Raw genomic sequence first — 15,288 nt, forward strand, 5'->3', positions numbered from 1 at the left:
ATGCTTTCTGACGCCAAGCGGGAATTGCTGAAGCGACGCCTCAAGGGAGAGCAGGTATCGCGCCGCGCATGGGAGCCCCGTCCCGACGGGCCGCTACCGCTGTCCTTTGCCCAGCAGCGCCTTTGGTTCCTCAGCCAGTTGGACCCCAGCTCGACCGAGTACAACCTCTCGATGCGGGTGCGATGGGACGGCGCGCCCGATGTGGCCGCGCTGGGTGCGGCGTTGGGCGGGGTTGTGGCGCGGCACGAGGTGCTGCGCACCCGTCTGGTGACGGGTGCGGACGGGGTGCCGCATCAGGTGATCGACGAGCCGGCGCCGTTCCCCCTGCCGGTGGTCGACGTCTCGGGCAGCACCGACCCTGCGCGGGCCCTGCAGGAGCTCGCGGCGGCCGACGCTCAGGTGCCGTTCGACCTGTCGGCGGGGCCGCTGATCCGCGCGACGCTGCTGCGCGCGGCCCACGACGAGTACGTGCTCGTGGTCGCGCTGCACCACGTGGTGTTCGACGAGTGGTCGGACGCCGTCTTCCACCGTGAGCTCTTGGCTCTGTACGAGGCGTTCCGCGCGGGTGAGGCCGACCCGTTGCCGCCGCTCGACGTGCAGTACGCGGACTACGCGGTGTGGCAGCGACAGTGGCTGCGGGGCGACGTACTGGACCGGCAGCTGTCCTACTGGCGCGACCGACTCGCCGGTGCGCCGGAACTGGACCTTCCCCTCGACCGCCCGCGCCCGCCGGTGCGTTCCTCCGCCGGCGCGACCATGGGCATCGACATTCCTGACGACGTTGCCGAGGGCCTTCGTGCGCTGTCGCGCGAGTGCGGTGTGTCGATGTTCATGACGCTGCTGTCGGCGTACGCGGTGCTGCTGGGTCGGTATGCGGGTTCGGACGACGTGGTGGTGGGCACGCCGGTGGCGAACCGGAATCGTGCGGAGACGGAGGGCCTGATCGGGTTCTTCGTGAACACGTTGGTGATGCGTACGGATCTGTCGGGTGATCCGTCGTTCCGTGAGGTGTTGGGGCGGGTGCGGGAGACGGCTCTTGGTGCGTACGCGCATCAGGATGTGCCGTTCGAGCAGGTGGTGGAAGCGCTGGTGTCGGAGCGGGATCGCTCGCGTACGCCGCTGTTCCAGGCGCTGTTCAACTACGACTTCGTCGAAGGCGGAGCCGGCGACGGCGGACGCGGCGAGGGCGGCGCCTTCGAGAGCGGCAGCGGTGGTGACGAGGTCGACGCGAAGTTCGATCTGCGTCTGGTGCTGAGTGATGGTGGGTCGGGCCTGGGCGCGGAGTTCGAGTACAGCACCACGCTGTTCGACGCGGAGACGGTGGAGCGGCTGGGTGGGCACCTGGTCACGCTGCTGACGGCGGTGGCCGCGGATGCCGATCAGCGGGTGGGCGGGCTGCCCGTGCTGTCGGCCGGCGAGCATGAGCTGCTGGTGCAGGGATGGAATGCGCCTGCGGTCGAGTTGCCGGCGGTGGGTGGGGTGCATGAGCTGATCGCTGAGCGGGCTGTGGTGGCTGCGGATGCGGTGGCTGTGGTGGCTGGTGGGGAGGTGTTGACGTATGGCGGGTTGATGGGTCGGGCGAATCGTCTGGCGCGTTATCTGCGGTCGGTGGGTGTGGGTGCGGAGTCGGTGGTGGCGTTGTGTCTGCCGCGCGGGGTGGACATGGTGGTGGCGATTCTTGCGGTGTGGCAGGCGGGTGGGGCGTATCTGCCGTTGGATCCGGAGTATCCGGTGGACCGGCTCGGGTTCATGTTGCGTGACAGTCGGGCGACGGTGCTGGTCGGCACCGAGGAGCTGGTGGACGAGCTGCCGGTGGGGCGGCTGCGGACGGTGGTCGTCGACGACCCGATGGTGCGGGCGGTCGTGGCGGGGCTTTCTTCTGATGCTCCTGGTGTGGTCACGAAGCCTGAGCAGTTGGCGTATGTGGTTTATACGTCGGGTTCGACGGGGCGGCCGAAGGGTGTGCAGGTCACGCACGGTGGCTTGGTGAATTACGTGGTGTCGGTCGGTGAGCGGGCCGGCTGGGGTGGTGCGGGTGGCCGGTTCGGGTTGTTGCAGCCGGTGGTGACGGACCTGGGTAACACGGTTGTCTTCGGGTGTTTGGTGTCGGGTGGTGTGCTGCATGTGGTGGGTGCGGATGCGGCGGTGGACGGGCGTGCGGTGGCGGGGTTTGTTCGTGAGTGGGGTGTCGAGTTCGTGAAGGTGGTGCCGTCGCATCTGGCGGCGTTGGTGGCTGGTTGTGGTGGTGAGGCGGGGTCGTTGTTGCCGCGGCGGGGTCTGGTGCTGGGTGGCGAGGGTGCGTCGGCGTCGTGGCTGCGGGAGCTGGTGGCGGCTGCCGGTGATTGTGCGGTGGTGAATCACTACGGGCCCACCGAGACGACGGTCGGTGTGGTCGCTGGTGGGTTGGTCGAGGGTGCGGGTGGTTTGGCGGATGGTGTGGTGGGTCTGGGCCGGCCGTTGGGTAATACGCGGGTGTATGTGCTGGACGGGTTCTTGAATCCGGTTCCGGTGGGTGTGGTGGGTGAGTTGTTTGTTGCGGGTCCGCAGGTGGCTCGGGGGTATGTGGGGCGGGCTGGTCTGACGGGTGAGCGGTTCGTGGCGGATCCGTTCGCTGTGGATGGTGGTCGGATGTATCGGACGGGGGACCGGGTCCGGTGGCTGGCTGATGGGCGGCTGGAGTTCGTGGGTCGTGCGGATGGTCAGATCAAGGTGCGTGGGTATCGGATCGAGCCGGGTGAGGTCGAGTCGGCGCTGGTGGGTCACGCGCAGGTGGCGTCTGCGGTTGTGACGGCGCACGGGGTGGGTGCGGAGCGTCGTCTGGTGGCGTATCTGGTTCCGGGGGATCCGGAGATCGGGATTCCGTCGGTCGGTGAACTGCGTGGGTTCCTGGGCGACCGGTTGCCGGAGTACATGGTGCCGTCGGTGTTCGTGGAGCTGAGCGAGCTCCCGCTGACCGCCAACGGAAAGCTCAACCACGCAGCACTGCCGGCTCCCGACAGCGTGCTTCAGGACCAGACGGGCTTCGTCGCACCGCGGACCGAGGTCGAGCAGATCCTGGCCGAGGTGTGGGCGCAGGTTCTGGGCACCGACGGGATAGGCGCAGAAGACAACTTCTTCGAGCTGGGTGGGCATTCACTCCTGGCCACACAGGTGATTTCCCGCGTCCGCGAGGTGTTCGGCGTCGAGGTGCCGCTGTCGGCGCTGTTCGACGAGCCGACCGTGCGCCGGTTCGCCGCCGTGATCGAGGGCGCCGGTACCGCCGTCGTCGCTCCTCCGGTGGTGGCCGTCGATCGGGACCAGGCCCTGCCGCTGTCCTTCGGCCAGCAGCGGCTGTGGTTCCTCGACCAGCTGGAGCCCGGTTCGTCCGAGTACAACCTGGCGACGTCCCTGCGCTGGGAGGACGACGTCGATGTGCCGGCGCTGAGCGCCGCGTTGACGGCCGTCGTCGCGCGGCACGAGGTGTTGCGGACGCGTCTGGTGGCGGATGCGGAGGGTGTGGCGCGTCAGGTGATCGATGAGGCTGCGCCGGTCGATCTGCGGGTCGTGGAGGTGCCGGCGGGTGCTGATCCGGTGGTTGCGGTGCGGGCGGTGGTGGCGGCGGATGCGCGGGTGCCGTTCGATCTGGCGTGTGGTCCGTTGTTGCGGGCGACGTTGGTGAGGGTGGCGGCGCAGGAGCATGTGCTGGCGTTGTCGATGCATCACGTGGTGTCGGACGAGTGGTCGGGTCGGATTCTGCGGCGTGAGCTGATGGCGTTGTACGAGGCGTTCCGTGCGGGTGAGCCGGATCCGCTTCCGCCGCTGGAGGTGCAGTACGCCGACTTCGCCGTCTGGCAGCGGGAATGGCTGAGCGGTGACGTCCTCGATGCCCAACTCGCCTACTGGCGCGACCGGCTCGGCGGCCTGCCGACCCTGGAGCTGCCCACCGACCGCCCCCGCCCCGCGATCCGTTCCACCAACGGTGGATTCGTCGGTTTCCGGGTGTCGGCGCAGACGGCGCAGCGACTTCGGGCCGTCTCCCGCGAGGGTGGCGCCACCATGTCGATGACCTTGCTGGCGGCCTTCAACGTGCTCCTCGGCCGCTATGCGGGTACCGATGACGTGGTCGTGGGCACGCCGATCGCGAACCGGAACCGGGCCGAGACCGAGGGCCTCATCGGGTTCTTCGTGAACACGCTGGTCATGCGCACCGACCTGTCCGGGGACCCGACCTTCGCCGAACTCCTCGCCCGGGTCCGCGAGACCGCCCTCGGCGCGTACGCGCACCAGGACGTGCCGTTCGAGCAGCTCGTGGACGAGCTGGCCGTCGAGCGCGACCGTTCACGCAGCCCGCTCTTCCAGGTCCTCTTCGACTACGACAACGGGCAGTCCGCCGAGGCCGGCGCCGGTGCTCACGACGCGGGCGAAGAGGGAACCGAGGCGGACGCGCTGCCGGTGCGGTTCGACCTCGTCCTGACGCTGGGAGCCTCGGGGGACGAACTCTCGGGCGAGTTCCAGTACAGCAGCGAGCTGTTCGACGCTTCCACGATCGAGCGGATGGCTGGCGCCCTCGTCACCCTCCTCGACGCCGTCGCCGAGAACGCGGGCCGACCTGTCGACGACCTGCCGGTGCTGACCGAGGCCGATCGGGTCCAGCTGCTGCACGCGCGCAACGACACGGCCGAGTCGCTGCCCGCGGTGGCCGGTGTGCACGAACTGATCGCGGCACGGGCCGCCGAACGCCCGGATGCGGTGGCGGTGGTGTGCGGTGACGCATCCCTGGAGTACGGGGATCTGCTGACGCGCGCGAACCGGCTGGCGCACTATCTGCGCGATGCCGGTGTCGGTGCGGAGTCCGTCGTCGCCCTCTGCCTGCCGCGGGGCATCGACATGGTCGTGGCGGCGCTCGCGGTGTGGCAGGCCGGGGCCGCCTACCTGCCGCTCGACCCCGAATACCCCGTCGAGCGACTTGAGTTCATGCTCGTCGACAGCGGCGCCAAGGTGCTCGTCGGCGCGGGCTCGGCGGCCGAGGGCCTGTCGGCGGAGACCGTGATCGGGCTGGACGCGCCGACGGTCGTGGACGCCTTGGCGGAGCTGCCGGCAAGCGCACCCGAGGTGACGACGGCGCCGGATCACTTGGCGTACGTCATCTATACGTCGGGTTCGACGGGTCGGCCGAAGGGTGTGCAGGTTCCGCACGCGGGTGTGGTGAACCTCGCGATGGCGCAAGCCCGGTCGTTCGGTGTGGAGGCGGGCGACGGGGTGCTGCAGTTCGCTCCGTTCGGTTTCGATGCCGCGGTGTCCGAGGTCGCGGTGACGCTCGCGGCCGGTGGCCGCCTTGTCGTGGCGACGGCGGAGGAGCGTGGTGAGCCGCGGGCGCTGGCCGCGCTGGTGCGGGAGAAGGACGTGCGGGTGGCGACGCTGCCGCCGTCGCTCCTGGCCGTACTGGAGCCGGCCGACCTGGCCGGCCTGCGTACGCTCGTGACGGCCGGTGAGCGGCTGGAGGAGGCCACGGCCGCAGCGTGGCGGGGCGAGTACCGGTTGCTGAACGCGTACGGTCCGACGGAGGCCACGGTCTGCGCGAGCATCGCCGTCCTCGACCCCGAGGGCACGGGTGCTCCGTCCATCGGCACGCCGATGGCCAACACCCGGGTCTACGTGCTCGACGACCAGCTGCGCCCCGTCCCCGTCGGTGTGGCCGGTGAGCTGTACATCGCCGGCATCGGTGTGGCCCGTGGCTACCGCGAGCGGCCCGCTCTGAGCGCCGAGCGTTTCCTCGCCGATCCGTTCGCCGGGGACGGCACACGCATGTACCGCTCGGGCGACCGGGTGCGCTCGCTGCCGGGCGGGGAGCTGGAGTTCCTGGGCCGGGCGGACGACCAGGTCAAGGTGCGTGGGTTCCGGATCGAGCCGGGCGAGATCGTCTCGGCGCTGGCCGCCCATCAGGCCGTACGCACCGCCGCGGTGATCGCCTTCGGGGCCGGGAACGAGCAGCGCCTCGTGGCGTACGTCGTCCCCGAGTCCCAGGCCGAGGGCATCCCTGCCGTCAGCGACCTGCGGGACCACGTGCGGAAGTCCCTGCCTGCCTTCATGGTCCCGTCGGCGTTCGTGGAGCTTGCGGCGCTGCCGCTGACCGCGAACGGCAAGTTGGATCGTGCGGCTCTGCCCGACCCGGATGGTGCGTGGTCGGGCGCGGCTGGGGAGTTTGTTGCGCCGCGTTCTGAGGTGGAGCGGGTTCTGGCGGAGGTTTGGGCTCAGGTTCTGGGTGTGGAGCGGGTCGGGGTCGAGGACAACTTCTTCGAGCTCGGTGGCGATTCGATCGTGAGTATTCGTGTGGTGGCTCGGGCGCGTGAGCTGGGTGTCCACGTGACGGTGGCTCAGCTGTTCGATCATCAGACGGTGGCGGGTCTGGCGTCGGTGGCGTCGGGTGAGAGTGCGGTTGTTGCGGAGCAGGGTCTGGTGGTGGGGGAGTTCTCGTTGACTCCCATTCAGCGGTGGTTCCTCGGTCGGGAGTTGCCGCAGGCCGGGCATTTCAATCAGTCGACGGTGCTCGGGGTCGACGGTCGGGTTGATGTGGGGGTGCTGCGGGCGGCGGTGGGTGCGCTGGTCGAGCAGCATGATGCGCTGCGTTCGCGGTTCGTGTGCCGTGACGGGGTGTGGGTCGGGCATGTGGTGGGCGTCGAGACGTCGGACCTTGTCACGGTCGTCGATGCGACGGAGGTGTCCGCCGATGAGGAGGCGGAGTTCCTTGAGGCACGAGCCACCGAGATCCAGGCCGGCCTCGACCTGACCGAGGGGCCGCTGCTGCGCGTGGCGCTCTTCGAGCGCCGCGACGGCAGCCAGATGCTTCTCGTGGTGGTGCACCACCTGGTCGTGGACGCGGTGTCCTGGCCGGTGTTGCTTGAGGACCTGGCTTCGGCGTATGCGCAGGTCGAGCGGGGTGTCGCGACGGTGGAGCTGGCGGCGAAGACGTCGTCGTTCGTGGCGTGGGCGGGGCGTCTGGAGGAGCTGTCGGCTTCGCCGGAGGTCGTGGCGGAGACGGAGTTCTGGCGTTCCGTGGAGGCGGCTGCGGTGCCGCTGCCGCGGGCGTTCGAGGGTGGGAATCCGGTGTCGGGGGCGCGGCGGGTGTCCGTGGCGCTGGATGCCGGGCTGACGGAGCGGCTGCTGCGTGAGGTGCCGGCCGCGTTCCGGACGCAGATCAATGATGTGCTGCTGAGTGTGCTGGGTGCGGTGTTCACCGAGTGGACCGGCACGGGCTCTGTGGTGGTGGATGTCGAGGGTCACGGCCGTGAGGACGTGGGCGTGGACATCGACGTGTCGCGGACGGTCGGCTGGTTCACGAGCGTCTACCCGGTTGCTCTCACCGGTCTGGTCGACGGTGATCTGGGTGCGTTGCTGCGTCGTACGAAGGAGTATCTGCGCGGTGTCCCGCGGAAGGGCTTGGGCTATGGCCTGCTGCGCCACCTGACCGACTGGGCTCCGCAGGGGCACGCCGAGGTCGGCTTCAACTACCTCGGACAGTCCGGCCGGCGACCGGACACGGCAGGCGCCACCACCCAGGACGTCAGCGGCGTGCGCTTCACGCCGTCCGGCGATCCGCTCGGCGCCGCGCAGTCGACCGAGGGCGAGCGCGCCCATCTCATCGAGGTCAACAGCCAGGTCGCCGACGGCCGACTCGAGATGGTCTGGACGTACGGCGCCGAGGTGCATGACGAGGCGACGATCGCGGGTCTCGCGGAGCGGTATGTCCAGGTGCTCGGTGATCTGATCGAGTTCTGCTGCCGGCCGGAGACGGGCGGGTACACGCCGTCCGACTTCCCGCTCGCACCGCTCGACCAGGCTGCGCTGGATCGGATCGCGGCCGGCGTCGTCACCGAGATCGAGAGCATCTACCCGCTCTCCGCTCTGCAGAAGGGCATGCTCTTCCACGGCCAACTGTCCGAGGACTCCGGCATGTACTGGGTCCAGAACGGTCTCCTCCTGGAGGGCGAGCTGGATCTCGACGCTCTGAAGCGGGCGTGGGAGCTGGTGTTCTCCCGGCACGAGGTGCTGCGTTCCTCGGTGGTGTGGGAGGGAGTGACCGAACCACTGGCCGTCGTGTCGCGGTCCGTGCCCCTGCCTCTACGCGTGGTGGACTTCGCGCACCTCGACGAGGAGCGGCGGCAGGAGGCGTACGAGGAGTTCCTCGCGGAGGACTGGGCGCGGGGTGCGGACTTTGGCGCGCCGACGTTGGTGCGTTTGGCGTTGGTGCGGTTGGCGGAGGGTCGGCATCAGTTGGTGTGGAGCTATCACCATCTGTTGTTGGACGGGTGGAGTGTGCCCATTGTTCTGGGTGAGGTGTTGGAGGCGTATCACGCGTTTCGTGTGGGTGGGCGGCCGGAGTTTGGTGTGCGGGCGTCGTTCCGGGAGTTCGCGGCGTGGGTGGCGGGTCAGGACGAGGGTGCTGCGCGGGAGTACTGGTCGGGTCGGTTGGCCGGGTTCGGTGAGGTGACGTCGCTGGGTGTGGAGCGGGTGACGGGTGAGGAGGGGTCGGAGGAGTTGCATCTGCGGCTGCCGGCTGTGGTTGCGGGTGAGGGGTTGGCGGGGTTCGCGCGGCGTCATCGGTTGACGTTGAACACGGTGGTGCAGGGTGCTTGGGCGTTGGTGTTGGCGTTGTACGCGGGTTCGGACGACGTGGTGTTCGGTGTGACGTCGTCGGGTCGTGGGGGTCAGATCGACGGTATGGACGAGATGGTCGGTCTGTTGTTGAACACGACTCCGGTGCGGGTGCGGGTGGAGCGTGAGCGGCCGGTTGCGGAGTGGCTGGCGGGGTTGCAGGACGAGCAGGTGCGGGCGCGCAGGTTCGAGCACACGCCGTTGGTCACGATCGCGGACTGCAGCGAACTCCCGGCTGGTCAGGCGCTGTTCAACACCCTCTTCGTCTTCGAGAACTACCCGGATCAGGCCCTGGTCGAAGGCCGGGAGCTCTCTTCCGAGAGCGGCCTGGAGACCGACCTCAACCACGTGCGGCAGCAGGCCAGCTACCCGCTGAGCGTGACTGCGGGAGCGGGGCGGCAACTCAAGATCAAGATGTCGTACGAGAAGTCCCAGTACGACGCGGCGACAGTAGAGCGCCTGGCGGGCCACCTCATCACCGTGCTGGAGGCGGTGGCGGAGGAAGGCGACTGCCGGGTGGGTGAGCTGCCTCTGTTGGCCGCGGGTGAGCGTGAACTGGTGGTGGAGGGGTGGAACGCGTCGTCGGTGGAGTTGCCGTCGGTGGGTGGGGTGCATGAGCTGATCGCCGAGCGGGCCGCGGTGGCTCCGGATGCGGTGGCGGTGGTGGCCGGCGGGGAGTCGGTCACGTACGGCGGGTTGATGGCGCGGGCGAATCGACTGGCTCATCACCTGCGCGGTATGGGTGTGGGTGCGGAGTCGGTGGTGGGTCTGTGTCTGCCGCGTGGGGTGGACATGGTCGTGGCGATGGTCGCGGTGTGGCAGGCGGGTGGCGCCTACCTGCCTCTCGACCCCGAATACCCGGCCGATCGGCTGGAGTTCATGCTCGCGGATGCGGGTGTGAAGGTACTGGTGGGGGAGCGCGCTCTGGCGGAGGGGCTGTCGGTCGAGCAGGGCGTGTGGCTGGACGAGCCGGTCGTGTGGGAGGCCCTTGCGTCGCTCCCGTCGGAAGCTCCTGAGACTGCTCTGTCCGCTGACCAGCTCGCCTATGTGATCTATACGTCGGGTTCGACGGGGCGGCCGAAGGGTGTGCAGGTCGCGCACGGCAGTGTCGTCGGGATGGTGTCGGCCTTGGCGCCGGTCCTGGATGCCGGTCCGAGCCAGCGGATGCTGCAGTTCGCCTCGTTCAGCTTCGACGCGGCCGTCCTCGATGTCGCCGTGACGCTCGCGTCGGGTGGTGTGCTCGTTGTGGCGACCTCGGAGGAGCGCGCCGAAGCCTCTCTCCTCACCTCCATGCTTCGTGCCGAGGGTGTGGGTGCGGCGAGTGTGGTTCCGTCTCTGCTGGGGGTCCTGGACCCGGAGGCGGTGTCGGGTGTCGGGACGCTGCTGCTGGGTGCGGAGCGTCTGACGGAGCCGGTCGCTCGTGCCTGGTCGGCGGGGCGTCGGCTGGTGAACACGTACGGTCCGACGGAGTCGACGGTCATGGTGACCACCGGCACCGTGGACCCCGACCAGCTCACCGGTGCTCCCGCCATTGGTGCGCCCGTCCCCAACGCCCGTCTGTACGTCCTGGACGAGCGGCTTAACCCCGTACCCGTGGGTGTGGCGGGTGAGGTGTTCATAGCCGGCCCGCAGGTCGCCCGCGGCTACCGCGGACGCCCCGGCATGACGAGCGAGCGGTTCGTCGCCGACCCCTTCGCCGCCGACGGCACGCGGATGTACCGGTCGGGCGACCGTGCCCGTTGGCTGCCGGACGGGCAGCTGGACTTCGTCGGCCGTGCTGACGGTCAGGTGAAGGTGCGTGGTTTCCGGATCGAGCCGGGGGAGATCGAGGCCGTTCTGACCGGCCACCCGCATATCCGCACCTCCGTCGTCGCCGCCTTCGGCGACGTCGAGGACCGCCGTCTCGTGGCCTATCTTGTCCCCGCCGATCAGGCGGCCGGCATCCCGTCGGTCGCCGAGATCCGTGCCTTCGCAAGCAGCCGACTGCCCGCGTTCATGATCCCCTCCGGTTTCGTGGAGCTTGCGGCACTGCCGCTGAGCCCGAACGGCAAGCTGGACCGGTCGGCTCTGCCCGACCCGGACAGTTCCTGGACGGGTTCGGCCGGCGAGTTCGTTGCGCCGCGTTCCGAGGTCGAGCGGGTTCTGGCGGAGGTGTGGGCTCAGGTTCTGGGTCTGGAGCGGGTCGGGGTCGAGGACAACTTCTTCGAGCTCGGCGGCGACTCCATCATCAGCATCCGCGTCGCCGCGAAGTGCCGCGAGCTCGGTGTTCACGTGACGGTGGCGCAGCTGTTCAGCCACCAGACCGTGGCCGCCCTGGCCTCGGTCGCCACGAGCGAGAGCCTGGCGGATGCCGAACAGGGCCTTGTCGTCGGCGAGTTCCCGCTCACTCCGATCCAGCGGTCCTTCCTCGACCGTGACATGCCGAGGCCGTCCCACTTCAATCAGTCCGTCGTCCTGGAGGCCACCGGGCCTATCGACGCCGACGTCCTGCGTTCGGCCATGGGCGCGCTGGTCGAGCAGCACGACGTGCTGCGTGCCCGGTTCGTGCGGGATGAAGGGCGGTGGACCGGGCGGATTCTGGCCGCCGAACCGGCCGACCTGGTCACCACCATTGACGCCTCCGGCCTGGCCGGCGACGCCGACGCGGACTCGGACGCCGACGCCGACGCCGAATGGCGCTTCCTGGACGCCCGAGCCACCGAGGTGCAGGCCGGTCTCGACCTGACCGACGGGCCCCTCCTGCGGGCGGCGCTCTTCGACCGCGGCGCACGTGGGCAGCTGCTCCTGCTCGTGGTCCACCACCTGGTGGTGGACACGGTCTCCTGGCCCGTGCTCCTCGAGGACCTCGGGGCGGCGTACCAGCAGGTCGAGCAGGGTGCGGGCACCGTGGAGCTGCCCGCCAAGACCACGTCGTTCAAGGCCTGGTCGCGGCGCCTGGCAGAGCTGTCGGTCTCGCCGGAGCTCGCGCTCGAAGCCCCCCACTGGCGCGAAGCGGAAGCCGCGGTCGTTCCGCTGCCCCGCGACAGCGACGGTCCGAACCGGAACGCCGCGGTGCGCAACCTGCGCCAGTCCTTGGACGCCGAGCTGACCGAGCGGCTGCTGCGCGAGGTGCCGGCCGCGTACCGGACGCAGATCAACGACGTGCTGCTCAGCGTGCTGGGCGCGGTCTTCACCGAGTGGACCGGCACGGGCTCTGTGGTGGTGGATGTCGAAGGCCACGGCCGTGAGGACGTCGGCGCCGACGTCGACGTGTCGCGGACGGTCGGCTGGTTCACCAGCGTGTACCCGGTCGTGCTCACCGGCGCGGCCGACGGTGACCTCGGTGGGCTGCTGCGGCGTACGAAGGAGTACCTGCGCGGCGTCCCGAGGAAGGGCCTGGGCTACGGCCTGCTGCGCCATCTCACCGACTGGACCACGGACGGGCGTGCCGAGGTCGGCTTCAACTACCTCGGACAGTCAGGCCGGCGACCGGAGGACACCTCCGAAGGGGTCCACAGCGGCGGTGTCCGCTTCCGGCCGACCGGCAGGTCCCTCGGTGAGTCGCAGTCCGAAGACGGCTCGCGCGCGTACCTGATCGAGGTCAACAGCCAGGTGGCCGACGGGCGTCTGGAGATGGTGTGGACGTACGGCGCCGAGGTGCATGACGAGGCGACGATCGCGGGTCTCGCGGAGCGGTACGTCGAGGTGCTCGGTGATCTGATCGAGTTCTGCTGCCGGCCGGAGACGGGAGGGCACACGCCGTCGGACTTCCCGCTGGCGCGGATCGAGCAGTCCGTGCTCGACCGTGTCGCGCAGAGCCTGCCGACCGAGATCGAGGACATCTATCCGCTCACCGCGCTGCAGCAGGGCATGCTCTTCCACACCCGGCTCTCCGACGACCCCGGCATGTACTGGGCGCAGAACGGCCTGCTCCTGGAGGGCGAGCTGGATCTCGATGCCCTGAGGCGGGCGTGGGAGTTGGTGTTCTCCCGGCACGAGGTGCTGCGCACCGCGGTTGTGTCGGAGGGTGTGGCGCAGCCGCTGGCGGTCGTCTCCCGGTCCGTGCCGCTGCCGCTGGAGGTGCTGGATCTTTCCGGGCTGGACGAGGAGGACCGGCGCCACGCGATCTCCGCGCACCTGGAAGCCGACTGGGCGCGGGGCGCCGACTTCACCGCACCCACGCTCGTGCGGATCACGGTGATCCGGCTCGCCGACGAGCGGCATCAGCTCCTCTGGAGCTACCACCACCTGCTCCTCGACGGGTGGAGCATCCCCATCGTCCTGGGCGAGGTGCTGGAGGCGTACCGCGCCTGCCGCGCGGGTGAGGAGCGGCCGGTGCTCGCCGCGCGCGCTCCGTTCCGGGACTTCGTCTCGTGGGTCGCAGGTCAGGACTTGGACGAGGCGCGCGGGTACTGGCGGGACTACCTGGCCGGTGTCGCCGAGCCCGTCACCCTCGGCGTGGAGCACGCCACCGGGCAGCAGGGGCGGGACGAGCGGCAGGTGCCGCTGCCGGCGCAGGTCGCGGAATCGGGTCTCGCCGACTTCGCCCGCCGCCACCGCCTCACGCTCAACACCGTGGTGCAGGGCGCGTGGTCGCTGGTGCTCGGCCTGTACGCCGGCTCCGACGACGTGGTGTTCGGTACGACGTCCTCCGGCCGTGGCGGACAGATCGACGGCATGGACTCCATGGTCGGTCTGCTGATCAACACCACGCCCGTGCGGGCTCGGATCGACCGGAACCGGCCCGTGGTGGACTGGCTCGCGGGACTGCAGGACCAGCAGGTGCGCGCCCGCAAGTACGAGCAGACGCCGCTGACCACGATCACGGAGTGCAGTGCGCTCGCCCCGGGGCAGGCTCTCTTCAACACGCTGTACGCCTTCGAGAACTACCCCGACCAGGCAAGGGTCGAGGGCGGCGAGGGCGGTCAGTACGCGGAGGGCGACGGCCTGCGTGCCGGTGCCAACTACGGGCGCGACCAGTCCAACTACCCCCTCGGTGTGATCGCCTCCTCCGCTCGGGAGCTGGTGGTGCGCCTGTCCTACGACCGCGCGCACTTCGACGACGCGACGATGGAGCGGATGGCCGGCCACCTGGCGACGGTCCTGACGGCCATGGCGACGGACTCCGGGCAGCGGCTCGGTGAGCTGCCCGTCCTGACCGCGGCCGAGCAGGACCGGCTGGTGCGGGAGTGGAACGACACCGCCGGGGCCGTGCCCGCCGTGGCCGGAGTCCACGAGCTGGTGGCCGAGCGGACCGCGGCGGACCCCGACGCGACGGCCCTGGTCGCCGGGGAACACTCCCTCAGCTACGCCGAGTTGACTGCGCGGGCCGGTCGGCTCGCCCGTCATCTGCGGGACGCGGGCGTGGGCGCCGAGTCCGTGGTGGCCGTGTGCCTGGAGCGCGGGCTCGACATGGCCGTCACCGTCCTCGCGGTGTGGCAGGCCGGCGCGGCGTACCTTCCGCTGGACCCGCAGTACCCGTCCGAGCGCCTGGAGTTCATGCTCGCCGACAGCGGCGCCACCGTGCTGGTGGGCCACCGGTCGGCCGGGTCCGACCTCGCGGCCACCGGCGGTCTCGACACCGTGGTGTGGCTGGACGACGAGGCCACGCGTACGGCGCTCGCCGCCCTGCCCGCCGCGCCGCCGGCGGTGACGGTTCTCCCGGACCAGCTCGCGTACGTGATCTACACCTCCGGCTCCACGGGCCGGCCGAAGGGCGTCCACCTGTCCCACCGCGGGCTGGTGAACCTCGTCACGGCGCAGCAGGCGGCTCTGGGAACGGGGCGCGACGACATCGTGCTCGGCTTCGCGCCGTTCAGCTTCGACGCCTCGGTGTGGGAGCTCGTGATGGCGCTGGCGGTGGGCGCGACCCTGGTCGTGGCCGAGGCACCGGACCGCGCGGACCCCGCCCGGCTCGCGGCCCTGGTCGCCCGCAGCGGGGTGAGCGTGGCGACCGTACCGCCGTCGCTGCTCGACGTGCTCACGCCCGGCGACCTCGACGGGGTGACCACGCTGGTCACCGCGGGCGAACGTCTCGACGCCGGCCTGGCCGCCGCCTGGCGGCAGCGCCACCGGCTGTTCAACGCCTACGGGCCGACCGAGACCACGGTCTGCGCGAGCATCGCCGAGGTCGACGACCCGGCCGTCCAGGGTGCGCCGCCGATCGGCGCCCCGATCCTCAACGCCACCGTGTACGTCCTCGACCCGTCCCTGCGGTGCGTGCCCGTGGGTGTCGCCGGTGAACTGTTCGTCGGCGGACCGCAGTTGGCGCGCGGCTACGGCGGACGCCGGGCGCTCACCGCCGAGCGCTTCGTGGCCGACCCGTTCGCCGCCGACGGCTCCCGGCTGTACCGGACCGGCGACCGGGTGCGGTGGTCGGCCGACGGACAGCTCGAGTTCCTGGGCCGTGCCGACGATCAGCTGAAGGTGCGCGGCTACCGGATCGAGCCGCTGGAGATCGAGGCGGCGCTCACCGCGCACCCGGCCGTCCGGACCGCGGTGGTGGTCGCGTTCGGCGAGGGCACGGACCGCCGGCTCGTGGCCCACCTGGTCCCGGCCGACCAGACCGACGGCCTGCCGCCCGTCGCCGAGCTGCGCGCGTTCGCCGGCTCCCGACTGCCCGAGTTCATGATTCCGTCGGTGTTCGTGGAGGTGGCCGAGCTGCCGCTGACCCCGAAC

Annotated in this window: 1 protein-coding gene (running past one end of the window); it reads left to right on the top strand. The window is 70.3% G+C overall.

Annotation, left to right across the window (positions count from 1 at the left end):
* Positions 1 to 15,288, top strand: the 5' portion of a protein-coding gene (locus R2D22_RS32315; RefSeq protein ID WP_318108572.1) for a non-ribosomal peptide synthase/polyketide synthase. It continues 17,778 nt past the right edge of the window; 15,288 of the gene's 33,066 nt are visible here — the first part of the coding sequence; its start codon is at positions 1 to 3; its stop codon lies beyond the right edge, outside the window.

The sequence above is a fragment of the Streptomyces sp. HUAS YS2 genome (assembly GCF_033343995.1).
Lineage (GTDB): Bacteria > Actinomycetota > Actinomycetes > Streptomycetales > Streptomycetaceae > Streptomyces > Streptomyces solicathayae.